Source organism: Euzebyella marina (assembly GCF_014855515.1).
Lineage (GTDB): Bacteria > Bacteroidota > Bacteroidia > Flavobacteriales > Flavobacteriaceae > Euzebyella > Euzebyella marina.
In genome coordinates, this window is sequence record NZ_JACYFK010000004.1 from 22,628 (window position 1) to 47,086 (window position 24,459).

Here is a 24,459-nt window from a genome sequence, read left to right on the forward strand (position 1 = left end):
CTTCCTGTTCGGCTACTACTAACCATGATTTTACCTGCACTTATCTCATCCCCTCAAGTAATCACCCTTTTCCGGCCTTTATTTCACAAAAAGTCATGAAAATATCCATAGAGCAATTTGTAAACCCAAAAGATTGCGTTTACTTTTGAAACTTACTACTAACGAACAATTTAAAATGGCAAAATTAGAAGAATTACAGGACCTTGTGGTACAGACCAGAAGAGATATCCTGAGAATGGTTCATAACGTTAATTCGGGCCACCCGGGCGGGTCTTTGGGCTGTACTGAATTTTTAGTCGCACTTTATAATGAGGTGATGGAGCTAAAGGATGAATTTGATATGGATGGTAAGGACGAAGATCTCTTTTTTCTTTCCAACGGTCATATTTCTCCCGTTTTTTATAGTGTTTTGGCAAGAAAGGGATACTTTCCTATTGAAGAACTAGGTACTTTTCGATTAATCGACTCACGTTTACAAGGGCATCCGACCACCCATGAAGGTTTACCTGGTGTAAGAGTGGCTTCAGGGTCTCTTGGCCAAGGTATGTCGGTCGCTATCGGTGCCGCACAGGCCAAAAAACTGAACGGTGACAAACACCTCGTATTCAGTCTACATGGCGACGGAGAGTTACAAGAAGGTCAGAACTGGGAAGCAATCATGTACGCTGCCGGAAAGAAGGTAGACAATCTAATTTCGACAGTTGATAGAAATGGTCAGCAAATCGACGGACCAACGAAAGAAGTCTTACCGATGGGCAACCTCAAAGCCAAATTCGAGGCTTTTGGTTGGGATGTGGTAGAAGTGGAGCAAGGTAACGACCTGAAATCGGTTATTAAAGGGCTTCAAGAAGCCAAGAGCAGAACAGGCAAGGGAAAACCCGTTTGTATCATGCTAGATACCATGATGGGTAACGGTGTTGATTTTATGATGCATACGCATGCTTGGCATGGTAAGGCACCCAATGATGAGCAATTAGAAAATGCCTTATCTCAAAACCCTGTCACTTTAGGTGATTATTAATTTACGATTACCGACAGTAAGCTCACTATTTTAAAACGATTAAAAACTTTTCCCTGATGGGGAATATCAGGCAACGATATGAAAAAATATATAGATCAAGGTAAGAACGATACTAGAAGTGGTTATGGTGCCGCCATGACCGAATTAGGCAGAACGAACCCGAATGTGGTAGCATTATGTGCCGATTTGGTTGCATCCCTAAAAATTCAACCTTTTATAGATGAAAATCCTGACCGTTTCTTTCAAACGGGTATCGCAGAAGCCAATATGATGGGTATCGCGGCAGGTCTGACCATAGGTGGTAAAATTCCTTTTGCCAGTACCTTCGCCAACTTTGCAACAGGTCGTGTTTATGATCAAATAAGGCAATCGATCGCATATTCAGACAAAAACGTGAAAATCTGTGCTAGCCACGCAGGTATTACTTTAGGTGAAGATGGTGCGACCCACCAAATTCTTGAAGATATAGGCTTGATGAAAATGCTTCCGGGCATGACCGTCATCAACCCGTGCGATTACAATCAGACCAAAGCGGCTACTTTGGCTATCGCCGAATATGAAGGACCGGTTTACCTACGTTTCGGTAGACCAAAGGTTGCCAATTTCACACCTGAAAACCAGAAATTCGAAATAGGAAAAGCGTTAATGCTTAACGAAGGTACCGATGTAACGATTGTAGCTACGGGTCATTTGGTATGGGAAGCACTTATTGCAGCTGAAAAACTTGAAGAGCAAGGCGTTTCTGCAGAGGTAATCAACATTCACACTATCAAGCCTTTGGATGAGGAAGCTGTGTTAAAATCAGTTAAAAAAACAGGTTGCATAGTCACTTGTGAAGAGCATAACTATCTCGGTGGTCTTGGTGAAAGTATCGCCAGAGTACTTGCAAATCAGCACCCTACGCCCCAGGAGTTCATCGCTACACAAGATACTTTTGGTGAAAGTGGTACACCGGAACAGCTAATGGAGAAATACGGGCTTAACAATAAAGCAATTGTTGAGGCCGTTTTAAAGGTAATGAAAAGAAAGTGATAGTGGTATCGTTTTTGATACGCTGTCAACGTATTAAAACGAGAACTATGAAAAAAACAATTCTTACCGCAGTCTTGGCTATGGCTAGCTTTGCTGCATTTTCACAAAGTGCTTCAGGTATTGGTATCAAAGGGGGGCTTAACTATAGTGCCAATGGCGACTATTTTGAGTCTATAGGTGACGCCGCCCGGGAACCAGACCGTAATGTAGGTTATCATTTGGGGCTTTATGGAAAAATCGGCATAAGTCGACTTTATTTCAGGCCCGAGTTGGTTTATACCAAAACCAAGTCGGACTACCAAGGTGATAAATTCGATATTAGCAAGTTAGATGCGCCTTTGTTAGTAGGTGTTAAGATTATTGGTCCTTTACATGTTTTTGCGGGACCGGCTTTTCAATACATTCTCGATACCGAATTTGATGGTATCGGAATCAACGATATTGAAAACGATTTTACTGTAGGTGCCAATTTAGGAGCGGGACTTGAATTCGGAAGATTGGGTATTGACATTAGATACGAAAGAGGTTTTAATGATAACGAAGCCACTTTCATCAATACAAATATCACCAACGTGGGGCCTAGTAGAATTGATGCCAGACCAGACCAGCTAATTGTTAGTTTGTCGCTGAAGATATAAGTACTGAGAAAATGATATTAAAAAGCCCCGACTGAGTTCAGTCGGGGCTTTTTATGTTTTTAATTCGTATTTAACTAATTGGTATCAGCATCTAAATAATCTGGTAGACCATCACCATCAGTATCATCATTGTAAAGATATCCATCTCCATTACTATCCTCGTCCATTGAGGGGGTGCCATCACCATCATGATCAGTTTCTTTTACAGCAATCATATCCATTGTGAAAATCATAGGACTATAAGAAGGTATTACCGAACGTGCAATATTATAATAACCGAGACCTGATGGAAAGATAAAGAATCCAACACCATAATTATCGACAGAATAAGTTCCATCTTCATTCAAGATTGGTTCACCGCCACCTTTCAATAAACTCGCTGCCTCTCCAAATCCTCTTGCTGCTGTACCTGTAAGTATAGAAGAAGATGGTACTTGAAGATTTGCCAAATCGAACCATAAGGGAGAATTGACTCGAGAATTATCGAAAATATCACCCGAAAGCAATTGACCTTGATAACTTACATAAGCAGAATCGGCAACAGTTAAAGCGTCACCAATACCTTGTCGGGCAATCACATAATAGAGATTATGAACTACGGTTTCTTCCTCTCCTTCTATAAGAAAAAAACTGGAAGGAACCTTAACTTCTAATGTTTCTACGAATTCTGACAAGGGTCGAATATTAGTGGTGTCGTCTTCCGGAATTTCCTTTAAAACAATTTTATAATCGAAGTCCTCAGATGGGCTTTCGAAATCTTCATAGTTATAATAATGTGTTTTAAGATACTCCTGAATTTCAGCCTCATCTTCGGCCAAAACTTCACTTAAGAATCTCGGTGGTTCAACGGACTGCGTATTATCATCATCATTGTTACATGAACATAAAATACCCACAAAGCCTAAAAGAACAATAATTCGGTTCACTATCATCTATCTGTCTTTAAGGGCGGCAAGATACAATTTTCCCCTATTTTTGCAGGAGCACTTAACAAAGATTTTTGGTTATGCGCATTGATAAATTTCTATGGAGCACCCGGTATTTCAAAACAAGGAATATTGCTTCGACCGCATGCAAGAAAGGGCAGATAAAGATTAATGGCCAGGCCGTGAAGCCTTCTCGTGAAGTCTATCCTATGGATAAGATTATTGTGAGAAAGAACCAGATTGATTATCAGCTGACCGTGTTGGATATTCCTGAAAGTCGGGTAGGTGCCAAATTGGTTGACATTTATCGTAAGGATACTACCCCGAAGGAAGCTTTTGCCCATAGCGAGCTGTTAAAACAAAGTAAAGACTATTATAGAAAAAAAGGCACCGGAAGACCTACCAAGAAAGATCGCAGAGATATTGATGACTACCTCGATGATACCGACGATACTATAAAAAACGGTTTTGACGAACTATAATTTACCTAACCCAGTTAAATGTATCTTCTATATATTTGAATGGAAATATAACTCTCATGGACAATAAGATTCTTTCACATCAGCAAATACAACATACCATACAGAGAATTGCTTATCAGATTTACGAAACCAACGTAGATGAGCAAGAAATTGTTATTGCAGGAATCGATGGTGGAGGTCTCAATTTTGCGAAGAAAATACAAACCGTACTAAAGAAAATAACCGACTTGGAAATTACGCTGTGCACGGTTTTTATGGACAAGGAAAACCCTTTAAAAAGCGGTGTTACAACTTCTTTACCGGAAGAAAAATATAAAGACAAAGCCGTCGTATTGGTAGACGATGTTCTCAATTCTGGCACCACCCTCATTTATGGGGTGCACCACTTTTTGAAAACCCCGCTAAAAAGACTTAAAACTGCCGTATTGGTAAATCGAAACCACAAAAAGTATCCTGTAAAGGCCGATTTCAAAGGCATATCCCTTTCAACATCGCTACATGAACACGTACACGTAAAGTTCCAGGCAAAAAACGATATGGTTTATCTAGACTAATCTACTTTCGATTTCTTCAGAAATTTGTTCAGGCGATTTACCATCACATTCAATCACCAAATTTGCTTGATTGTAAAAAATGTTTCTTTCGAACAGATGTTTCCCTATAAATTCAGGCAGTTCTTCATCAGGAATATTCTTAATTAAAGGTCTTAACTCTTTTTCTTTTGAAAGTCTTTGTACCAGACCGGGTATAGAAACTTTTAAATAAATCACACTTTCGGAAGCCTCAAGAGCTATTTTCATGTTGTTTCCGTAGCAAGGTGTGCCCCCTCCTAGCGATATAATGGCATTTTCTTCTTCGTTCAACTGCTCTAAAAGCACCTCGGATTCCTTTTTTCTGAAATAGATTTCTCCTTTTACGGCAAAAATTTCAGGTATTTTTAAATTTTCTTTCCTCTCAATTTCGTGATCCAAATCGACCAATTTCATGCCTGTATTTTTCGCAAGTTGCTTACCTACAGTCGATTTTCCACTACCCATATATCCTAGGAGGACTATTTTCATAATTTGGATTTATTTTAAAATTCAATAAAAAACAAAAATATCATTATTTCCCCTTGATTAATTAATAATAGGCCTTATATTTGCACCCGCTTTAAGGCACTAAGCCAGCAACAAAGCAATGACTTGGTAGCTCAGTTGGTAGAGCATCTCCCTTTTAAGGAGAGGGTCCTGGGTTCGAGCCCCAGCCAAGTCACTTTTTGGGAAACCAAACTAAATCAAAATCCTGCAAAACGTCTGATTTGCAGGATTTTGCATTTTTTAAGCCATCATTTATTTTGCTTTAAAATGGTTTAAAAAGTTCACAAATCGTCAACATTGGGTTTTTAAATCGTCAACATATTTTAACGACCCAACGCCCTGACGGTTAGCCTCTTACTGGTTGATTTGACTTTCGTAGAAAACAGTTTAACTAAAACCTAATTCTATGAGATCGACTAGCACATTTTCCATTCTTTTTTGGCAGTACGCGCAACGGGCGGATGCCAATAATGAGGCAGGCCTTTACGTTCGAATAAGCCTTAACGGTCAAAAGGCCAACATAAGCCTTAAAAAGAAGATTGATATCAACCGATGGGATTCCAAAAAACAGCGTGCAAAGGGTTCCAATACTTCCTCAAAATTGATCAACGAATATCTGGAAGAGGTCAAGACCGACCTATTCCAGCTTTATCGTGAGCTCAAGTCCAATGGAAGTTTCATTTCAGTGGAAAAGATCAAATCCTGTTACTTGGGAGAAAACAAAAAGGCTTATTATTTAAGTGACGTCTTTAATTTTCACAATACGACCAATCGCGAAAAGCTTGCTTCAAAAACCCTATGCCATTACAGGACAAATCAAAAATACATACTTGAATTTGTCCGCGAGCAGTTCGGCAAGAGCGACTATCCGTTATATGAATTGAACTACTCGTTTCTGCTTCAATTTGAAAGCTATTTGCGCACGTATCAGCCAAGAAAGCATTATCGAAAGCGCATTGCCAATAATGCCGTGATGAAGCACATCCAACGCTTTAGAAAACAAATCAAGCTGGCGATTGAATTGGAATGGATTCAAAATGACCCTTTCATAAGGTTCAAACCCAGTATGGAAAAAAGGCAGCGTGAGTTTTTAAATCAGGACGAACTTCAGAAAATCATTCAGTTAAAACCCCATTGCGAAAGGCTCGATATAGTGAAAGACTTATTTCTTTTTAGTTGCCACACTGGAATTTCCTATGGAGATATCGTCAATCTTAAGGCAAGGAATATTGAAATAGGAATCGATGGAAACAAATGGATTTCAGCAAAGAGAAATAAAAACGGAAATCTATACGAACTACCTTTATTGGACATATCGCTAGAACTTATCAATAAATATCTTGGTCATCCCAAAACCAAGTTATTAAATACCCTTTTCCCCAGGATATCTAATCAAAAGCTCAACAGTTATCTAAAAGAGGTAGCGGACCTTTGCGGAATTAAAAAGAACCTGACCTTCCACATGGCCCGCCATACTTTTGCAACGACCGTTACACTTTCCAATGGTGTTCCCATCGAAACAGTTTCGAAGATGTTGGGGCATACCAAATTGGCCACTACCCAAATCTATGCAAGGGTCCTCAAGAAGAAAATTAGTGAAGACATGCTCAAACTTCGAAACAAGCTCAGAAACGAAAAAGTAAAAGAAATTATAAAGTAAGCGAACGGAGCGCAGTGGAGAGCTGCAAGTCCCAAATCTTACCTTTAAACTTTTGCACAGGGTTCCTATTCGGATTTTGTAGTGTTCGGAAAGATAAACGTCAGTTAAAATCCGGATAGGGTGCAACCTACATTCCCATTAGAAATGGTAGATATACATAATTACCATAGCAACTATCAAATTTCTTCGGTAAGTCTGATTAATATTTTTTAAAAAATCTCTTGTTAGCTAAATTCTATGTAAGCACATAGTAGAGGAACAAAAGTATATTACCCATGGAGATGCCCTTAGATTTGCGGAATACTTAATCAATTCGCTAGGCAAGTTATAAGCGTGTATCGATTAAGAGTGCAGTAACGGTTTTTATTTAACTTTAATTCTTGGGCGGTAATTGGATAGGATTTTACCTATCAATCTATATTATTAATTCTTTTTAGCTCTTGAACATCGGCTAAATCTTTGGGCCTTCCCGATTTAAGCTTACTGGTAATCAAATCGTCAATGTTGAGCACTTTCCATTTTAGATTTGGGCGCTCCTCCAACCACGCTTCTTCGGCAGCTTCGTAGGCTTGGTCGAAACTTTTGTTAACCGAAAAATTTGTAATCAGTTCAAGGTTAAGATCGACAGGAGAGAATTTAATAGAAATATTTTGTTGACCTTTCTTCACTTCTAAGGGTAAATCTTCAATCTCATAGCCCATATCATTGAATACCTTTACCAGCCTTTTGAAATTGTCCTCATTTGGGTCTATCCAAAAATCAACATCCGCAGAGTGTCTTTGGTGGCCGTGAAAATTGACTGCCCCACCCCCTACCATGAGCATCCTAACCCCGTGCTTGTTGGTCATTTCCAAGAAAAGGTCAATATCATCTTTCCATTGTCTCATTTTCCAGTGGTTATCTGGATAATGAAATTATCATGGCTCTCTTTGGCCTTCGTGGGAAACCTATGTATGTTCTGCATCAAATCCAAAAAACTGTAGACACGCTCTGTAGGGGACAGTGCCAAGAAATCCCTTTCCTGTTCCATATTGGCCTCATCTTTGGTACGAAATTGAACTTGCATTTGCCTATATATTACCGCTCTATGATATAAAGATATTTCAAATTAACAAGGGCCTGTAAAGTATTGGAATTATTGCAACCTAAAACAATCTATTTGATTAGCTTTTCCAAATAGGCAACTTTGTCTTTTTCAGCTTGAAGAAGACGTTCATAAAGCTTCTTGTTTTCTTCATAAGCTTCTACCAATTTATCCAAAGGATTGAAAGTACAGTGGAAATTGTTTAATGGGCCATTGTTTACACTGTTGTCATGAAAATTGTTAATGTTATGGAAAATGGATTCCTCCGAAAAGTTTTCAATACCTTCTTTGGTGACTCCCAAAGCCTTGGCTATCTCTCCCAACTTCGAATCCTCCACCTTTTCGCTGTTCTCGATGTTGGATACCGCCTGTTGGCTGATGCCCAACTGTTCGGCCAAGGTTTCCTGTTTCATTCCCCTTAGCTCTCTAATCCTGCTGATCTTCCTTCCGATATGGTTGTTCCTGGTCTTTGTCTCCATATACCAAATATAGGGTGTTTCCCACAATAATCCGATTGTAAAATACAAATCGCTTCCGATAAAATACAACCGCACTTGGTGGGCTACACGGAAACATGGACTTAATATGGGATTTAAATCTATAACCCCTTAATTGACAATGCCATGCAATACTATAAGAACATACCGGAAATCTATACAGAAAAGGAGGAACTCTCCAGGCTCATAGATAGCATACTGAACGTGATCACCATCGATGCCGTCTTTCTCTCCAAGGAACAAAGGGAAGGTAATTTAACGTACCACATCCTCACCTTCATTGCAGATGTCGATAACGACCCCATTCCCCATGAAGTCCTTTCTTGGTTGGCCAAACAGGGCAAGAGCCATCCAAACCTTCGGATACGCATCTATACAGAGGAACAGTCGGAGATGGCCCTTTCCCGTGGCTCCCTCTATTTTTTGGAGCATTGCTGCCTTGGCCATACCGTCTTTGTGCGTTCCGAGGGCGGCAACCTATTGGACTATCCAGAGATGAACCTAGGGAATATCCTTAAAAGGGCGATCCGCTACCGGGCTTCCGAAATGGAGAAGGTGGGAACCTTTGCCCATACGGCGGATATCCTTATCAGGGAAGGAAACCATGCCATCGCCACCTTCAACATGCACCAGGCCTTTGAACTGGGGTTCCGTTTCTTGGAGCGTATGTGCATGGGGAAGGCTAGGGTGACCCATAGCATCATCAGCCACATCAACTACTGCCAAAGGTACTTCCCTACACTACGGCCCTTCCCCAAGACCATGGATATGGAGAACAACGAACTTTTGTTGATATTGGAGCATTCCTATAGCGTGGCCCGATACGGGAACGAATTCGAGATTGACAGGGCCCAAATAATTTCCATCCAAAGGGAACTGAGAATTTTCATCCGGAGTATGGAAGCCATATTCAACAGGCACTATGAAAATTGCAGAATACGTATCGAAGGTGATGAAACCGGATTGCCTCAAAAAAAGCAAAATGATAAATGTTCACAGGGAAATTTAATCGAGGCATCGATTAGGCAACGGTTAAGGGAAATAGAAATTGAACATCTGAGGTTCATAGAAAAGGTGCAAGAACTAAAGGACCTGCAAACAAATGGTCAGTAGAATTGATTTGAGCACCAATAAAAAGAAATTGATAAGGAACTATCGATGGGTGTTCAAAAATGAACTACTCTACTATCTAAAACCTTAAAAGACCATTTTTCCATTAAAAGTTCCTCACAAAACAAGGCCTGATAGCCTTTTTCCATTAAAAAACTTTGTGCCGATATTCTCCAACAAGCCTCCAAACCCCTTGTTGCAAGGGGTTTACAATGAGATGGACTATCACTAGCACGCGCCAGCGTGCTATCCTCTTGCTTTTCCTTCTTCTTTTACAAAGTAAAATTCAAATGAAAAGCCATTTACGATAGTTAGAAATTAAAATTCAAAATTGACGGATGGTTCAACACTTTTTATAAAATCGGAACAATTTTTTTTATAAACACATACCACTTTGCTTTATCATCACTTATACTAAAAATCATTCCGAAAACGTATATATCCTAATGTTACCAGTCGGCTATATATATAAATTTTCAAAACTAAAATGGTATCAATTCACGTGTTGCACGTAAAATAATTTTACCAATGAAAATAAAAACCTTCAAAGATTAAGTAGAAGACTTAAAAATTTAAAAATATTAGACAATTGGAACTATAATCTAGTTAGTCATTTAATACTTCTCATGTACTTATTCTCTATTTTATAATGTATATTGAATAGCCTATTTGGTTATTTTTTAAAATTTTTCATTTCATGGATACACCTCTTTTCTAATTTAATACGATGTCCCCCAATAGAGATAACAACAACCCTAGACTTTGGTTGTTTAGCACAAGGTTTGGAAGGTGGATATTAGCTATATTTTTTATACTTTATTTTATGCTAACACTTCTAGATTATTTTGGGATTTTGAAATCCATATTCCAGTGGTTAATTGATGTCTTTTAATATTAATATAGCCAGAGCCCATTGGCATTCATAAATGTTGTCAATTACATTCTATAAATATTTTATTTGAAAGCAATTTAAATGGAGGATTACCTACAGGACCTGTAACCCTCTCCCGAAATGAGCTATTCTAGTAAAAGAATTTACTAAAAGGGATAATAAAAAAGACCCTTTAAAACGACACAAATATCAGATTGGTTAAACAATAATTGGAACTATTAGATTCTTCAACCATAGTAATCTAAGCCTTCGTGAGCATAACAATTCTTGTAGCTTTACCGTAGCTAACTTTCAGGTTTAAGCAAAAAAAAATGAGATTTTATGGGGATTACATGCTTGAAGAATTAGAATAAGAAAATTTTACATGTGTAAAAACCTGAAGGTCAGTTTCAATCATAATTAAAATTACCAAGTTATAATTAGATTAAACTAACTTAAATCAAATTTAATATCGTACCTTACTAGAATAGTTAGCTTTCCATTAATTTATTCAATTTATTTTAAGTGCTCGGGAAAAAATGATATCCTTTGGATTGACAATAGATATAAGTTCAAAATCGTTTTCCAAGAAATTTTACAACCCATTAAATAGATAAAATGCTGAAAAACAGAAAATTGCATGATGTCATGGAAACGATACTAATTAATGCACGTATTCCATTAACGGCGCTTGAAATAGCAACTCGCATTAATTCAAATAAACTTTATTTGCGCAAAGATGGTACTCAAGTATCGAGTAATCAAGTAAACTCTAGAGCGATTAGTTATTCCCGACTTTTTACCATAAATGAAGACTGGATCTCTCTTGTTCATTGGAACTCAAAAAAGAACTAAATCATTTAAAACTTTTTGTATTTCATTCTCATTTTTTAATTACACACCCCAATTTAATTTCTTATGGATATTATAAATCGCGATGAAATTATAAAACAATTTGATTTGGAAAGTTTGCTTTTGGATAAAGTACATCGGCTAGCCAATGGAATGATTAAACTACACGGTTATTCTAAGGAAATTGCAATGATAAATGCGCTAATTATGGCCAAGGCGATGGTTAAAATCGAGCAAGTGCAGTAATTCTTCTATACTTTTTCGTGAAGTAAATAAATTCTCAATTGAGATCTAGAATATCCTAACTTCACAGAATCCTTTAGCATTTTCTTTTCTGCTTTCCGAATGCTTAAGCCCAAATCGAAAACAGGTAATCTAGTTGATTAAATACTTTGTTTATGGTCTACGTGGTTAGGGCAATCTATAAAGAAAATTCTATAACAACTCTTGTTAGAAACTCTAGAGATATAGATGCCGATATAATTTTCAGATTGTTAGGAGCTGAAAGATTTTTTGAGAGTGAGAAAGATAATGTAAATGAAATGCTTGTTGAGCGAAGTGTTCTCGAGGAAGCTCTTTCGTTAATGGAGAATTACCGGCACTATAAGGAAACGGATTTTTTGGAAACTTGCATCGAATATTTTATTCGGTTACCCATATCGGCGAAAATTAGTCTCGTCTTCGTTAAAAGAGGGTCCTTTAATGGTAGTCTCTAATCCCTCCTAATAATATTTACAAAACATAAATTATAAAAATTCCAATTAGTAAAATGAAAGAAAGGAAATTAGCCGTATTGATAGACGCGGACAACGTGCCTTATGGAAATATAAGGGAAATGCTCGATGAGATTGCAAAATACGGGAACCCCATAATCAAAAGAATTTATGCAGACTGGACCAATAAAGGTGTTTCGGGATGGAAAAAAGTACTTTTGGAAAACGCTATCACTCCAATTCAGCAATACAGTTATACCAAGGGTAAAAATTCTACAGATAGTGCATTAATCATCGATGCAATGGATTTATTATATTCCGAAAAGGTTGATGGTTTTTGTATTGTTTCTAGTGATAGCGACTTTACCAGGCTTGCAACACGACTTAGAGAAGCGGCCATGTATGTCATTGGTATTGGTGAAAAAAAGACACCGAAGCCATTTATAACAGCTTGTGATAAATTTGTTTATATAGAAATTCTTAAGCGGGATAATATTCTACCTGACACATTAATGAAGGAAGAAATAAAAACCAAAAATAAACCAAAAGATGAAGCAGTTGGACGAATCGACCAAGATCTGACTAATTTGCTCAAGGAGAGTATCGAAGAAGTTTCAGATGACAGCGGTTGGGTGTTTTTAGGGGTTTTGGGCAATCATATCATAAAAAAAAGAAAGGATTTCGATCCAAGAAATTATGGTTTTTCCAAACTATACCCCCTCATCAAGCAAACAGATATTTTTGATATCGAAATTAGAAAAACCGGTGATAACCAAAACGGCCATATTTATATAAAAAATCGAATAAGCGGTTAAATTACTCCTAAAACATAAATTTAGCTTCTCCCTCTTTTTTATTTCAATAAAAAAATTTCAGACTTAACCACAAAATACTTAAATAAGTCACTAAAACCTGAATAGTCTCATTTTAAATTCATTCCTTTACCAAACACGGTTCGGATGTTTGAATACAATCCTTAAATAAAAAAAGAAAGCTCTCTAATTTTTCCAATTCACTTTCCCGGAGTCGCTTTTTAGTTATTTTTTGCTTGAATCTTAAGCCAAATCCATACTTAAACGAAGTGCAATAATCCACAGATTATTTCATCTCGTCATTTAAAATTTCAATGCAAGATATGTTTTGCAATGGACTTATTTATACAAGACTAATTTCAGATTATGCTAATTATTAGAATTATTCCCGGAGAAAACATAGATAGGGCGTTAAAACGCTATCGTTATAAGGTAAAGAGTACCAAGCAAAATAGAAACTTGAAGCAAAACCAAGAGTTTACCAAAAAATCGCAAAAGAAAAGATTGGAATTGGCGAAGGCCATTTATCAAAACGAATATCATAAAAATAAAGAAGAATAAGAATAGCAAGTAATTACTATAGGTTCCATCTTTCGATACTTATATTGGTGTGGGGTGCGATAATAGTATTTTCTAAATAAAATATTTATTGTATGAAACCTCTGGTCATATCAAATCGAATAACCAATAGAGATACTAACTCGCTCAACAAATATCTAAACGATATCAGTCGAATTCCCATGATTTCAGATCAGGAAGAAATTGAATTGGTCATACGTGCAAGAAACGGTGAAGAAAAAGCCCTAGATAATCTGGTTTGTGCCAATTTAAGATTTGTGGTTTCGGTTGCCAAAAAATATCAATCACGTGGTCTCCCATTGCATGACCTAATCAATGAAGGCAACCTAGGTTTGGTCAAGGCCGTTTTGAAATATGATGAGACCCGTGGTTTTAAGTTTATATCGTACGCAGTATGGTGGATTCGCCAATCAATAATGCAAGCACTAACCGAAAAATCCAGATTGGTAAGATTACCCCTGAACAAAATAAATGCAATAAATAGGATTAAGGTAGCTTCGAGCATCTTTGAACAGAATAATCAGAGAGAACCAACAGTAGAAGAAATAGAGGAAATACTTGATTATCCCTTAAATGATATTCAAATATGCTCCAGAAACACTTCTTGGCATCTTTCGATGGATGAGCCTTTGATAAATGGCATGGAAGAGCGGAATTTATATAACATCATTTCATCCGATGAATTTGAAAGTCCGGAGAAACAGATGGTCAACCTTTCATTAAGAGCTGAATTAGAAAGAATGCTTACAAAACTATCTACGCGTGAGACTTTTATCATTACAATGTTTTATGGGATCGGGATTTCAGATTCATTAGGATTGGAGCAGATAGCAGACAGGTTAAAACTCACACCAGAAAGGGTGAGACAGATTAAAATTCGAGCTTTATCAAGGCTTCGGGCTTCTTCAAGAATTGACCTTTTGAGAGATTATATTTAACTAGCGAAAATGCAATGGCCAAAAATGAATTCGAATGCATTTAATTTATTTTCTTTCTCCATGCTTTCATCATAAACGCCAATCGAATAACTATATATTCGAACTCTAAAGATAATGGATGCAGGATTTTACTACCGGTTCACTCAACTACATATAGCAAGTCACCTTAAAGAAAAACCATCCTATAAAGATGGTTTTTAAATATTTTATTGCTTGTCTAATCTATTCATCCAATAATTCGACGTTTACGGCATTCATACCCTTCTGGCCCATTTCTAGTGTATATTTGACCTTATCGTTTTCCTGAATGTTATCTATCAAACCTGATTGGTGAACAAATACATCACCATTGGAATCATTCGGTTGAATAAATCCGTACCCCTTTGCTTCATTAAAAAATTTTACTGTTCCTTCTTTCATTACTTTAATTTTAAAATTAATTACTATTTAACGTTTATGATCAGATCTTTATCAAATGGGAACGGGTTGTACCTTACCCAATTCATGCAAAAGCCCCATATGGTCGACGAGAGCAGAATAAAATGTTTTTTTTGTATTGTAAGGAATCCCATACTCTTTGGCAGTGCACTCAACAATACCTGAAATCTTTCTGTAGTGAATATGACAGATATTTGGTAGTAAGTGATGCTCAATTTGATAGTTCAATCCTCCAATAAGCCACGAAAAAACTCGGCTCTTGGGGGAAAAGTTAGTGGTTGTGGCCAACTGGTGACATGCCCAGTCACTCAAAATTTTACCATTTTCATTTGGTAATGGAAATTCTACTCTCGGCATAATATGAGCCACTTGAAATACCATACTTATCAATAGTCCCGTAACAAAGTGCATACTCAAAAAGGCTAAAACAAGAATCCACGGGGATAATGGTACTACAATTAATGGTATAAATAAGGCGTAAGAATAATATATCAATTTCCAACCTATAATTTTTAAAAGTGCATTTTTATAACTATTTGATTTGCTAAAAAATCCCATTTTCCGATACCGATCGAGCCTAATAAAATCTTTGGTAGTTATCCAGGAGATGGTTGAAAGGCCATAAAAAAACCATACATACAAATATTGGAACTTGTGCAGACCGATTTTTTTGGTATGTGGGGAAAATCTAAGGAAAAAAGGAGTGTTGATATCATCATCCGCCCCTTCTATATTAGTGTAAGTATGGTGAAGTACATTGTGTTGGATTTTCCAAATAGCGGCATTCCCACCTATAAGATTCATTGTATAACCAAGATAGGTATTTACTTTTTTGTTTTTCGAATAAGAACCGTGAATGGCATCGTGCATAATACCCATTCCTATTCCTGCCATTCCGATTCCACTTGATATATAAAGAGAATATAGTAGTAATGCAGAAGTAATGATTCCTGTGTTAATCAAAATTAATGGAACGAAAAATATTGTAAGCATCAGTATAGTCTTTACAACCATACTCATATTCGCATGTTTACTTAAGTTATTGGTTTTAAAGTATGAACTAACTCTTCTTCTCAAAGTTCTAGAAAAGTCAGAATTCAAATTTTTTGAAAAACTTGGCTTGTCGTTGCTACTAATTTTATTGGGATATGGTTCACTCATGCGGTACAATGGGCTTATAATTAAGCGTAATCAGCTCGGCATGTTGAGGTACTATCCATGTGTTGGAACATTTATTGGAATGTTCAAATCCATAGAGGCGTCACCATACTTAAAACGTTTGACTTAAAATATTTAACTATGACGTTGATTAAAAGAAGAGAGCTGAAAATAAATAAAAAATCCTTGAAGACTAAATTGACTTGGGCTATCTGAATTTTAACCTTATAAAGGTACTACATATAAACATAATACCCTAATTATACGTTGATTACTTAAAATAAGTATTTTGAAAGTTTAAACAAATCGAGAGGGCGCTGATTAAATTTTACTTGAGAATCCTAATACGTGTTTTAATGAAAGTCACAACTTGTATGTTTGATTTCGTAAAAGTTCATCACTAAGTGGGGATGAGGAGTAGTCAATCTTTAATTATGGCCTATATTAACTTTAATCGGGCAATTAATCAGTTTCGCCACTTTAATTATATTTGAATACCGAAGGAAAGATTAACTGAAAGAAGTTCACAAATCGTCAACAAGAGATGCGAATTTTTGCAGGATGCTGATATATAGGGAGCTGAAAGCTGAGGGTTCGAGCCCCAGCCAAGTCACCAGAAAAAACCTTTCCGAAATCGGAAAGGTTTTTTGTTTTATAATACTTCCTTTACTTCTGGTCATTTCATCACCTTTCAAGTAGTATCTTTATCATACCAAATGAGAATGTGACTTTTTAGGTATTATGGCCCAAATAGAAGATTTTCTTGAAAGTAAAGGAGTACGGCCCACTGCCATGCGATTGTTGGTATTTAAATATCTCGCCGATAGACAGGCCGCCGCAACATTATCTGATGTTGAAGCTTCTTTTTCCAAGGCTGAAAGAACCACACTGTACCGAACCCTGAAGACCTTCGAAGAAAATTCAATCGTACACCAGATTGATGATGGCACCGGTATTAGTAAATACGCCCTTTGTGAAGAGGGTTGTAATTGCGACCTTGAAAGGCACCTACATCTGCATTTTCATTGTAATAAATGTGATGAGACGGTTTGTTTGACCGATTATAAAATACCGCCGCTTAACTTACCCAAAGGTTTCATTGCCAATGATGCCAATATGGTTCTTAAAGGCATTTGCGATAAGTGCAGCCAGAATTAATGCACTTCCGTTGCATACTTAATTTTAAGTACTTGCAACCCTATGAAAATTGCAAATTCCGAAAGTAACCTCTCAAATGACAGTTCATGCTGTTCGCACGATGGCTGTCATACCCTCAACGACAAGTCCGATAAAAATAGATGGAAGATCTACGCCCCTGCCCTATTCAGTTTCGCCTTGCTTATTATGGGCATATTATTAGATTATTTTCAGCTGTCTTTTTTCTCAGGCTGGTTAAAGTTCATATGGTATTTAATAGCCTACGTACCTGTTGGCTGGCCGGTATTAAAATCTGCGTGGAGAAATATCGCAAAAGGTGAACTTTTTACCGAGTTCTCACTCATGTCAATCGCTACCATAGGTGCTTTTGCTCTTAAGGAATACCCAGAAGGTGTGGCGGTAATGTTATTTTATTCAGTCGGAGAATTGTTTCAGGAAGCCGCGGTCAAAAAAGCCCGGGGCAATATTCAGTCATTATTAGATGTGCGACCCAAAGAGGCATTGGTGTACAGAAACGGAGGGTTTACTTCCATCAACCCAGAAGTAGTGGCTATTGGCGAAAAAATTCAGGTTCGGGTAGGTGAAAAAATTCCGTTGGATGGTCGATTGCTCTCATCAAGAGCAACGGTCAATACCGCTGCCATTACAGGAGAGAGTACACCACGAAATATTGACAAAGGCGAAAAACTCTATGCCGGAAGTATCAATTTAAACCAGGTCATTGAAATGGAGTCTACAGAAGAATATAAGAATAGCTCCATTTCCCGCATTCTTGACCTAGTTCAAAATGCAACTGCACGAAAGTCTAAAACGGAATTATTTATTAGAAAGTTTGCCCGAGTCTACACCCCAATCATCGCCTTTTTGGCGGTAGCGCTCACCTTTTTGCCCTACGTAATTGTTGAGAATTATGTTTTTGAAGAATGGTTTTATCGTGCTCTCATATTTCTTGTCATATCATGCCCCTGTGCTTTGGTCATTTCAATTCCTTTGGGATACTTTGGTGGATTGGGGGCCGCATCAAGAAACGGTATTCTTTTTAAGGGTGCTTCCTATCTAGATGCCATCACGAAAACCAATGCCGTAGTACTTGACAAGACAGGTACACTCACAAAAGGTGTTTTCAAGGTGAAGGAAATAAAGCCAATATTGATAGAAAAGGATAAATTGATAGCCTACATCAAGGGGCTCGAAGCCCAATCGACCCACCCCATTGCAAAAGCGATAAACGAATATCCCTCTAATATAAAATTTACCGATGTAAAGGATGTCGAAGAAATAGCTGGAAAGGGCCTAGCAGGAACCATAGAAGACAAACATGTTCTTGTTGGGAACAAAGAACTGTTTAAAGAGCGTAAAATCAAATTAAACCTCAACACCGAAGATATTGTTGAAACTTTGGTTTTGGTAGCAATAGACCAACAATTTGCTGGATACATAACACTTGCCGATGAATTAAAAGCAGATTCACAAAGTGCTATTCTAAAGATAAGAAAGAGTGGTATTTCCCAAATCGGAATTCTCTCTGGAGATAAAAATTCCATTACGCAAAAAGTGGCCAATGAATTAGAAGTTGACTGGGCAAAAGCCGAATTGCTACCCGAAGACAAGTTAAAGGCTATTGAAGAATTAAAGACCCATCAAAACCTAAAGACCATTTTTGTTGGTGATGGTATTAATGATGCCCCGGTTCTTGCCGCCAGTGATGTAGGTATGGCCATGGGCGGATTGGGAAGCGATGTGGCCATAGAAACAGCAGATGTAATCATCCAGACCGACCAACCCTCGAAAATTGCACAGGCTATTGAAATTGGCAAATCGACCCGAAAAATCGTTTGGCAAAACATCTTTCTTGCCTTTGGGGTCAAAGCCTTGGTATTGGCTTTAGGCGCCGGAGGATTGGCGACTATGTGGGAAGCCGTTTTTGCCGATGTGGGTGTCGCACTTTTGGCAATTTTGAACGCCGTTAGATTACAACGAATGAATTGGGACGATTAATTAAGTTATCTAAGTCCGTTTTCTTGTAAGAGTTGTAAAAGTTTTTCCGGTTCATCAGTTTGTATGATATTGGCACCGTATTGAACAGCTTCTTTTATAGCTACCAATCCATTACCCTTAGCTATTTCCTTATCTAAATCTCCTAACGTATTGATCCAAACCCTCGATTGCTTCTTTTCTATAAAGTCAACCACTTCCTGCGTATAGAATTTATCATCTATATGTACAACAGGTGGCGAGAATTGGGTTATTGCCGAATCGACCATCTGCAAACTATAGGCCCGTGGCATAATCTGGGCTGTGGCATGTAACTCTTTTACCCTGTTCAATTGGTGGTAATCGTTATCGAAATAGAAAACTTCATCCAAAGTACCCGTTGTTTTTAAGGCACTGACTATCCCCTCTACATTATCGGTTTTCATATCAATATCGACCATTATCTTGCCCTTCGTTACTCGTAAAAACTCTTCAAAGGTGGGCACCGTTTCTTTGCTTAGTTTACCACTGGGGTCTTTCAGGCGTAGGCTTCGAATTTGTTTCAAGGTCAAATCTTCAACCTTTCCACTGCCATTAGTAGTTCGGTCAACACTTGAATCGTGCATCAATACCAAATGACCGTCTTTGGTGGTTCTAACATCGACCTCAACAATATCAACACCTAATTCTATACATTTAAGGGTCGAGGCTATGGAGTTTTCAAAATTATCAAGATGTGCTCCCCTATGGGCCGCAACTAAAACCTTATTGGAGGCCGAATCTTGAAATTCGGCTTGAATGTTCTTTAATGAGTTGGCTTGTGGCGCACTCTTGCAAGCCACAGCAATGAGTGTGACCAATAATAAGAAATATCGTATCAAATTTAGTAGCATTTTTTTATTAGCTGATCTCATTTTCAATTCTAGTTTTGAGGGGCACTAATGGCTTCAACATACCGCCCTGCCCAGTAAGGTAGCAAATAGATATAGGGAGCGTATTCTCTTTTACCTCCACCATTTCCGTTGTTTCTATAGGCACCGTTGTGTTTGTGCAAAGGCCTTTCATCGGGCGGAAGTACTTCTGAATAGGTCTGTCCTCTAAAATTAGGTTCTATTTTTTTCAAGTCTGTTCGATGACTATTATCCACCGACCAATCGATTAAATCCATCGGAAACTCCCTAAGCCACCATGCCGACTCTTCAAAGTCTATTTGAGTTCCTCCCGAAAGGGCAAACAAATAATTCCAAAGGGGGTTTTTCTCCGACCTTTCTATTTCCCAATGGCTTTTAACTGCCTCTAAATGTTTTGCTTTTTGGGCTTCTTCAAACGAATATTTCACAAAGGCCGGTATGGTCAAAAAGTACATTTCGTCATCGGAGTGGTTCCATTTATTGCTTAAGTCTTCTCCTTCAACGAAACCAATAACCGAAGCTGGGCGGTTGGCATTCTCATCATAACCATGCCTCTTAATCAGTTTATTAGCCGCTTTTTTATATTTTTCGTCTTTTGTAAAATGGTATGCCGTTTGTAAAAATGCGAGAATAAGAGTAGAGTTTAGCCTTCTATCACCCACATTAATAGGAAACTGGTTTACGTATTTGGGGTTCCATCGGCCCCATGCTGTGGGCTCTCCATTCCAATCGACCAAATACCAATCATTTTCCATAATATGGTCTGTCTGAATCTTTATCTGATGAATAGCCCTATCTCGCCATTCTTTATCCGGTGCCAATTCGGCAAATAGGGCATAAACGAAGAAGTGCCCACAAGACTCATCACTACTTGTAGTCGACTTCCATCGCCATTTCTCATCATCCGTCAATCGCCAGATACGGCCGTTGTCCTTCACATGTTTTTGATACCACTCCTCAGAAAATCCGTTGGCATGTAAACCTACCTCATAACCATCACGCTCATAGGAACGAGCCGGAAAACCATGCATAGGGGTAATATCTGTCAACCTCTCCATCGCTTCGAAAGCGTCATAAGCATTTAATTTCGCGTCTTCACTTTTGGTCACGGCATATCGAAATAGCTCGCCTGCCAAATACATCGAGGTCCAAAGACCGTCATTATCGCTATCATTAAAATAACCGGTAGCAATATTTCCCGGTTCCCGGAAAGATAAATTAGCGGTAAGGCCGTACCGTAAATGCCTTTCCCTTTGTATTTTTTGAAAGTAATTGGCCTTCTCCTCCAAAGTCATTTGATGAAATATAATTTGCGATAAACCACCCCTAGTCAAAACCAGTACGCTGTTTTCAGGACCTTCGGTTAATGTCAATACCTCATCATCGACCAACCATCTTTTAGATGCATAGTAATCATACTTTCCATCTGCACGTAACTTAAATGCTCCATTAGTCGACCCGTACCACAATTCATCATTTATTACTTTCAAAGCGGTTATATGATTACTGGGCAGTTCATACTGAATCTTCATTACTTTCAGAGGGCTTCCCGAAAGTTCAACTACACCATTATCAGTACCTACCAAAATTGAATTCTTGAAAAAGGTCATTGTGTTCATTGTCTCGCCGTCAAAGATTTTTTCGAAGCTTAAGTTTGACAATGGCACTTCATAAAGTGCACTTGATGTTAATAGTAGAAATCTATTGTGGTTAGCATCAAATAAAAGTTCTTTTACTGAAATATCGTTTAAAGGGTGTTCCCATATAACTTCTTTGCTTTCAAAAATCTTCAATTGATTTTTAGAGACTACCAATACGGTTTCATTTTGACCGAGAGCGAACAATTTGGGTTCATTCATTTCATGGTCAAAATAAAAAGTACCGCCAGCAGCATTGGTAAAAACCTCTTTGCTTGATAAATAGTATAGCTTGCCGTTTGCTTCTTGCAAATCCAAAATATTCATATCGATCAAAGGTCGGTACCGCTGATCTTTCACCAATGATTTTTCGAACGGCAGCAAAAGTCCTGAATCGCCCAACACTTGAATCAAACCGTTGCGATCAGCAGCGACTTTAATTAACACTTCCTCTTTTAAACTGTCGTTCAGGATATATTTTTTTGCCTGATCCTGCAGAAAGGGTTGATCCAAATATTGTTGTGAATGACCAGTTGCGGCCATTAAGAGCATCATGAAGAGTAAAAACTTTGACATTTTGAATGGTTGTTTGGTTAGGGATAAAAATACTTAGTCATCACAAATGCGATTTCATCATTCTTATTAAAAACAGATAGAATATTGACAACTTAGCAAAATGTCAGCATCAAGATATAAATGGGATTAATCTTCCCTCGCACCGCCAAAACTCCTATTAATCTGATTATTTATATCATCTCAACGGATATTGGTTACTTAAAATCATAGATACTCAACTCTTAACTCAAAGAACTCGCTATGTTTAAAAGTTAATTTTCCATTAGAATAGATCAAAAATGTGTAGTGTTACCAAAAGACCTTTCTTTATATTTACTTTTTACCATTAAATCAATCATGACACTTACACTCACTCGGCCCCTAACGCTTTTAAGTATTTGCCTCATCTTACTTTATTTGGCCAAAACCAGACCATCTAAAGAAATGGAGAGTCCCTCACCAAAATTTGAAAGGTTACTTTATAACAATCCGGGGCTAGAGGTAGATTTGGGTGTAGGTTTATGGGCCAATCCGTTACCTATGGATTATGATAATGATGGGGATATGGATTTACTGGTTTCATGCAACGATGTACCTTTCAATGGTCTTTTCTTATTCGAAAATAAAAGCGGTAGCGCTTTCCCGACTTTTGAACCGCCCGTGAAAATAAATGAGCCTATCAGACATGTTCAAGTATCTTATGTTAATGGCGAACCTAGGTTTTTAGAGCCCGGTAAGGAATTTACGAATTTTAAATCCGCTTTTACCAATCAACCTGATTCGCTTTTCCCTAGCGATACCTTCGAAAAGCTTCACAATAAAATACGTTTCAATCAATGGAAATATGTTGATTACGAGAATGACGGTGACCTCGACATTGTTGTTGGTATACAAGATGGTGAAGATTACGGATGGGACAATGCTTTTAATGACAAAGGAGAGTGGACCAACGGCCCCCTTCACGGTTATGTTTACTTAATTGAAAACAGAGATGGCACCTACCAATTGAAAGATAAAATTATGGCAGGTGGCAAGCCCATCGATGTGTATGGCGCACCATCGCCCAACTTTGATGATTATGATAATGATGGCGATCTCGACATTATCTGTGGAGAGTTTTTAGATAGGTTTACCTGGTTCGAAAATATCGGAACAAGAGAAGAACCAGTTTATGCCGAAGGTAAATTTTTAAAAAATACCGAAGGTGTTATTACTATGGATCTAGAAATGATTCTTCCTGTTTCCATTGATTGGGATAAGGATGGGGATATTGACCTTATTGTAGGTGACGAAGATGGCCGGGTAGCATGGGTTGAAAATACAGGTAAAATTGAAAATCACATGCCGGTTTTTAACAGTCCCAAGTACTTTAAGCAGAAAGCAAAACATCTAAAATTCGGCGCTTTGGTATCACCTTTTAGTACAGATTGGGACAATGATGGTGATGAAGATCTCATATGTGGCAACTCGGCAGGCTATATAGCTTTCATTGAAAATCTAGACGGAGGCCATACACCGAAATGGGCGGCACCAAGACTTTTGGAGTCCAACAATGAAATTATACGAATTCAGGCAGGAGAAAATGGTTCCATTCAAGGGCCCTGCGAAGCTAAATGGGGTTACACTACTCTTTCAGTTCAAGATTGGGATGGAGATGGATTGAAAGACCTTATTGTCAATTCTATATGGGGCAAAGTGGTATGGTATAAAAACATCGGTAGTCAAAGCAAGCCCAAATTATCAGAGGAAAAACACGTACAAGTTAATTGGGGCAGCCAGACCCCAAAACCCGATTGGTATTGGTGGGATCCATTACCCAATAGTTTAGCCACCCAATGGCGAACTACCCCAACGGCCATCGATTGGAACCAAGATGGGCTTACCGACCTGATAATGCTTGATACTGAGGGGTACCTTAGCTTTTTTGAACGCTACAAAAAAGATGGCGAACTAATATTGAAACCCGGAAAACGAATCTTTCATTCGGTCAATGGCACTTTTGACCGCAAAAATAATCTTGTCAACCAGAATAACGGCCCGATACAGCTAAACGAAAAAAAATATGGAAGCAGTGGCCGACGCAAATTAGCTTTCGGAGATTGGGACAATGATGGCGATATCGATATTTTGGTCAATGGTATCAATGCAGCCCTTTGGGAAAATGTGGGCCAAGAAAATGATAGGGTCGATCTAAAATTTCACGGTGACCTATCAGATTTAAAATTGGCAGGGCATTCGACCGACCCTACCCTAGTCAATTGGGATGGAGGTCAAAAGCCCGATTTGCTGCTAGGTGCCGAGGATGGTTATTTCTACTATTGGAAAAATGATTAA

Annotated in this window: 24 protein-coding genes and 1 tRNA gene; 16 read left to right on the forward strand and 9 right to left on the reverse strand. The window is 38.0% G+C overall.

The annotated features are described in order from the left end of the window. Positions 1-145 precede the first annotated feature (145 nt). From IL356_RS16020 to IL356_RS16030, 3 genes are all read left to right on the forward strand, one after another. Positions 146-1,021 (forward strand): transketolase, encoded by an 876-nt coding sequence (locus IL356_RS16020; protein ID WP_225621530.1) that lies wholly within the window; start codon positions 146-148, stop codon positions 1,019-1,021. A 78-nt stretch (positions 1,022-1,099) separates the two neighbouring features. Next, positions 1,100-2,053 (forward strand): transketolase family protein, encoded by a 954-nt coding sequence (locus IL356_RS16025; RefSeq protein WP_121849590.1) that lies wholly within the window; start codon positions 1,100-1,102, stop codon positions 2,051-2,053. A 47-nt stretch (positions 2,054-2,100) separates the two neighbouring features. Then, a complete protein-coding gene (locus IL356_RS16030) occupies positions 2,101-2,691 on the forward strand; it encodes an outer membrane beta-barrel protein (RefSeq protein WP_121849591.1) in 591 nt (196 codons plus the stop codon). A 74-nt stretch (positions 2,692-2,765) separates the two neighbouring features. Here IL356_RS16030 and IL356_RS16035 read toward each other — a convergent pair whose 3' ends face one another. Then, complete coding sequence (locus tag IL356_RS16035) at positions 2,766-3,623, reverse strand: FKBP-type peptidyl-prolyl cis-trans isomerase (protein WP_121849592.1); 858 nt, start codon at positions 3,621-3,623, stop codon at positions 2,766-2,768. A gap of 74 nt (positions 3,624-3,697) precedes the next feature. Between IL356_RS16035 and IL356_RS16040 the strand changes: the two genes are divergently transcribed. Together IL356_RS16040 and IL356_RS16045 are read left to right on the forward strand one after the other, a co-directional pair. Then, positions 3,698-4,099, forward strand: coding sequence for an RNA-binding S4 domain-containing protein (locus IL356_RS16040; protein WP_121849593.1), 402 nt, complete (start codon positions 3,698-3,700; stop codon positions 4,097-4,099). Between the two features lie 56 nt (positions 4,100-4,155). Beyond that, a complete protein-coding gene (locus tag IL356_RS16045) occupies positions 4,156-4,653 on the forward strand; it encodes a phosphoribosyltransferase family protein (protein WP_121849594.1) in 498 nt (165 codons plus the stop codon). Here IL356_RS16045 and IL356_RS16050 read toward each other — a convergent pair. Continuing rightward, entirely contained in the window at positions 4,645-5,160 is a 516-nt protein-coding gene (locus tag IL356_RS16050) for a shikimate kinase (RefSeq protein WP_121849595.1), read from the reverse strand. The genes IL356_RS16045 and IL356_RS16050 overlap by 9 nt on opposite strands. A gap of 120 nt (positions 5,161-5,280) precedes the next feature. On the opposite strand from IL356_RS16050, the gene IL356_RS16055 reads away from it, so the two are divergent. Then, positions 5,281-5,353, forward strand: a tRNA-Lys gene (locus IL356_RS16055). 231 nt (positions 5,354-5,584) lie between these two features. Further along, positions 5,585-6,838, forward strand: coding sequence for a site-specific integrase (locus tag IL356_RS16060; RefSeq protein ID WP_121849596.1), 1,254 nt, complete (start codon positions 5,585-5,587; stop codon positions 6,836-6,838). Between the two features lie 410 nt (positions 6,839-7,248). On the opposite strand, the gene IL356_RS16065 is transcribed toward IL356_RS16060, so the two are convergent. The 3 genes from IL356_RS16065 to IL356_RS16075 form a co-directional block, all read right to left on the reverse strand. Further along, the gene (locus tag IL356_RS16065) at positions 7,249-7,725 is read right to left on the reverse strand and encodes a nucleotidyl transferase AbiEii/AbiGii toxin family protein (protein ID WP_121849597.1); all 477 of its coding nucleotides are present in this window, start codon (positions 7,723-7,725) and stop codon (positions 7,249-7,251) included. Then, positions 7,722-7,904, reverse strand: a complete 183-nt coding sequence (locus IL356_RS16070; RefSeq protein WP_121849598.1) for a hypothetical protein — start codon at positions 7,902-7,904, stop codon at positions 7,722-7,724. Before IL356_RS16070 ends, IL356_RS16065 begins: the two co-directional genes overlap by 4 nt. 89 nt (positions 7,905-7,993) lie before the next feature. Beyond that, a complete protein-coding gene (locus tag IL356_RS16075) occupies positions 7,994-8,401 on the reverse strand; it encodes a helix-turn-helix domain-containing protein (protein ID WP_121849599.1) in 408 nt (135 codons plus the stop codon). A gap of 144 nt (positions 8,402-8,545) precedes the next feature. Between IL356_RS16075 and IL356_RS16080 the strand changes: the two genes are divergently transcribed. The 6 genes from IL356_RS16080 to IL356_RS16105 all read left to right on the forward strand — a co-directional run bounded on the left by IL356_RS16080 (position 8,546) and on the right by IL356_RS16105 (position 14,294). Further along, on the forward strand, positions 8,546-9,532 hold the full coding sequence (locus IL356_RS16080) for a HEPN domain-containing protein (RefSeq protein WP_121849600.1): 987 nt from the start codon (positions 8,546-8,548) through the stop codon (positions 9,530-9,532). A gap of 1,786 nt (positions 9,533-11,318) precedes the next feature. Then, entirely contained in the window at positions 11,319-11,498 is a 180-nt protein-coding gene (locus IL356_RS16085; RefSeq protein WP_121849602.1) for a hypothetical protein, read from the forward strand. 152 nt (positions 11,499-11,650) lie between these two features. Continuing rightward, positions 11,651-11,968, forward strand: coding sequence for a hypothetical protein (locus IL356_RS16090; RefSeq protein ID WP_121849603.1), 318 nt, complete (start codon positions 11,651-11,653; stop codon positions 11,966-11,968). Positions 11,969-12,021: 53 nt separating this feature from the next. Continuing rightward, positions 12,022-12,780 carry an NYN domain-containing protein gene (locus IL356_RS16095; protein ID WP_192466566.1) on the forward strand — a complete coding sequence of 253 codons (759 nt, stop codon included), beginning with the start codon at positions 12,022-12,024 and terminating at the stop codon, positions 12,778-12,780. A gap of 363 nt (positions 12,781-13,143) precedes the next feature. After that, a complete protein-coding gene (locus tag IL356_RS16100; protein WP_121849605.1) occupies positions 13,144-13,338 on the forward strand; it encodes a small ribosomal subunit protein bS21 in 195 nt (64 codons plus the stop codon). Between the two features lie 92 nt (positions 13,339-13,430). Next, the gene (locus tag IL356_RS16105; RefSeq protein WP_121849606.1) at positions 13,431-14,294 is read left to right on the forward strand and encodes a sigma-70 family RNA polymerase sigma factor; all 864 of its coding nucleotides are present in this window, start codon (positions 13,431-13,433) and stop codon (positions 14,292-14,294) included. A 222-nt stretch (positions 14,295-14,516) separates the two neighbouring features. Here the strand turns inward: IL356_RS16105 and IL356_RS16110 are convergent, their stop codons facing one another. Next, the gene (locus IL356_RS16110; RefSeq protein WP_121849607.1) at positions 14,517-14,714 is read right to left on the reverse strand and encodes a cold-shock protein; all 198 of its coding nucleotides are present in this window, start codon (positions 14,712-14,714) and stop codon (positions 14,517-14,519) included. 51 nt (positions 14,715-14,765) lie between these two features. Next, entirely contained in the window at positions 14,766-15,893 is a 1,128-nt protein-coding gene (locus IL356_RS16115; protein WP_121849608.1) for a fatty acid desaturase family protein, read from the reverse strand. Between the two features lie 738 nt (positions 15,894-16,631). Between IL356_RS16115 and IL356_RS16120 the strand changes: the two genes are divergently transcribed. Next, entirely contained in the window at positions 16,632-17,048 is a 417-nt protein-coding gene (locus tag IL356_RS16120; RefSeq protein ID WP_121849609.1) for a Fur family transcriptional regulator, read from the forward strand. 42 nt (positions 17,049-17,090) lie between these two features. Further along, positions 17,091-19,046, forward strand: coding sequence for a heavy metal translocating P-type ATPase (locus IL356_RS16125; protein WP_121849610.1), 1,956 nt, complete (start codon positions 17,091-17,093; stop codon positions 19,044-19,046). Positions 19,047-19,051: 5 nt separating this feature from the next. Here the strand turns inward: IL356_RS16125 and IL356_RS16130 are convergent, their stop codons facing one another. Both IL356_RS16130 and IL356_RS16135 read right to left on the reverse strand, forming a co-directional pair. Then, a complete protein-coding gene (locus IL356_RS16130; RefSeq protein WP_192466567.1) occupies positions 19,052-19,915 on the reverse strand; it encodes a glycerophosphodiester phosphodiesterase family protein in 864 nt (287 codons plus the stop codon). A gap of 29 nt (positions 19,916-19,944) precedes the next feature. After that, positions 19,945-22,146, reverse strand: coding sequence for a hypothetical protein (locus IL356_RS16135; RefSeq protein WP_162987919.1), 2,202 nt, complete (start codon positions 22,144-22,146; stop codon positions 19,945-19,947). A 396-nt stretch (positions 22,147-22,542) separates the two neighbouring features. Between IL356_RS16135 and IL356_RS16140 the strand changes: the two genes are divergently transcribed. After that, on the forward strand, positions 22,543-24,459 hold the full coding sequence (locus tag IL356_RS16140; protein ID WP_225621531.1) for an FG-GAP repeat domain-containing protein: 1,917 nt from the start codon (positions 22,543-22,545) through the stop codon (positions 24,457-24,459).

Excerpts from the sequence above, each read along its gene's own strand:
- IL356_RS16025 (WP_121849590.1), top strand. The coding sequence starts at position 1,100 with ATGAAAAAATATATAGATCAAGGTAAGAACGATACTAGAAGTGGTTAT.
- IL356_RS16030 (WP_121849591.1), top strand. The coding sequence starts at position 2,101 with ATGAAAAAAACAATTCTTACCGCAGTCTTGGCTATGGCTAGCTTTGCT.
- IL356_RS16035 (WP_121849592.1), bottom strand. The coding sequence starts at position 3,623 with ATGATAGTGAACCGAATTATTGTTCTTTTAGGCTTTGTGGGTATTTTA.
- IL356_RS16040 (WP_121849593.1), top strand. The coding sequence starts at position 3,698 with ATGCGCATTGATAAATTTCTATGGAGCACCCGGTATTTCAAAACAAGG.
- IL356_RS16045 (WP_121849594.1), top strand. The coding sequence starts at position 4,156 with ATGGACAATAAGATTCTTTCACATCAGCAAATACAACATACCATACAG.
- IL356_RS16050 (WP_121849595.1), bottom strand. The coding sequence starts at position 5,160 with ATGAAAATAGTCCTCCTAGGATATATGGGTAGTGGAAAATCGACTGTA.
- IL356_RS16060 (WP_121849596.1), top strand. The coding sequence starts at position 5,585 with ATGAGATCGACTAGCACATTTTCCATTCTTTTTTGGCAGTACGCGCAA.
- IL356_RS16065 (WP_121849597.1), bottom strand. The coding sequence starts at position 7,725 with ATGAGACAATGGAAAGATGATATTGACCTTTTCTTGGAAATGACCAAC.
- IL356_RS16070 (WP_121849598.1), bottom strand. The coding sequence starts at position 7,904 with ATGCAAGTTCAATTTCGTACCAAAGATGAGGCCAATATGGAACAGGAA.
- IL356_RS16075 (WP_121849599.1), bottom strand. The coding sequence starts at position 8,401 with ATGGAGACAAAGACCAGGAACAACCATATCGGAAGGAAGATCAGCAGG.
- IL356_RS16080 (WP_121849600.1), top strand. The coding sequence starts at position 8,546 with ATGCAATACTATAAGAACATACCGGAAATCTATACAGAAAAGGAGGAA.
- IL356_RS16085 (WP_121849602.1), top strand. The coding sequence starts at position 11,319 with ATGGATATTATAAATCGCGATGAAATTATAAAACAATTTGATTTGGAA.
- IL356_RS16090 (WP_121849603.1), top strand. The coding sequence starts at position 11,651 with ATGGTCTACGTGGTTAGGGCAATCTATAAAGAAAATTCTATAACAACT.
- IL356_RS16095 (WP_192466566.1), top strand. The coding sequence starts at position 12,022 with ATGAAAGAAAGGAAATTAGCCGTATTGATAGACGCGGACAACGTGCCT.
- IL356_RS16100 (WP_121849605.1), top strand. The coding sequence starts at position 13,144 with ATGCTAATTATTAGAATTATTCCCGGAGAAAACATAGATAGGGCGTTA.
- IL356_RS16105 (WP_121849606.1), top strand. The coding sequence starts at position 13,431 with ATGAAACCTCTGGTCATATCAAATCGAATAACCAATAGAGATACTAAC.
- IL356_RS16110 (WP_121849607.1), bottom strand. The coding sequence starts at position 14,714 with ATGAAAGAAGGAACAGTAAAATTTTTTAATGAAGCAAAGGGGTACGGA.
- IL356_RS16115 (WP_121849608.1), bottom strand. The coding sequence starts at position 15,893 with ATGAGTGAACCATATCCCAATAAAATTAGTAGCAACGACAAGCCAAGT.
- IL356_RS16120 (WP_121849609.1), top strand. The coding sequence starts at position 16,632 with ATGGCCCAAATAGAAGATTTTCTTGAAAGTAAAGGAGTACGGCCCACT.
- IL356_RS16125 (WP_121849610.1), top strand. The coding sequence starts at position 17,091 with ATGAAAATTGCAAATTCCGAAAGTAACCTCTCAAATGACAGTTCATGC.
- IL356_RS16130 (WP_192466567.1), bottom strand. The coding sequence starts at position 19,915 with ATGCTACTAAATTTGATACGATATTTCTTATTATTGGTCACACTCATT.
- IL356_RS16135 (WP_162987919.1), bottom strand. The coding sequence starts at position 22,146 with ATGTCAAAGTTTTTACTCTTCATGATGCTCTTAATGGCCGCAACTGGT.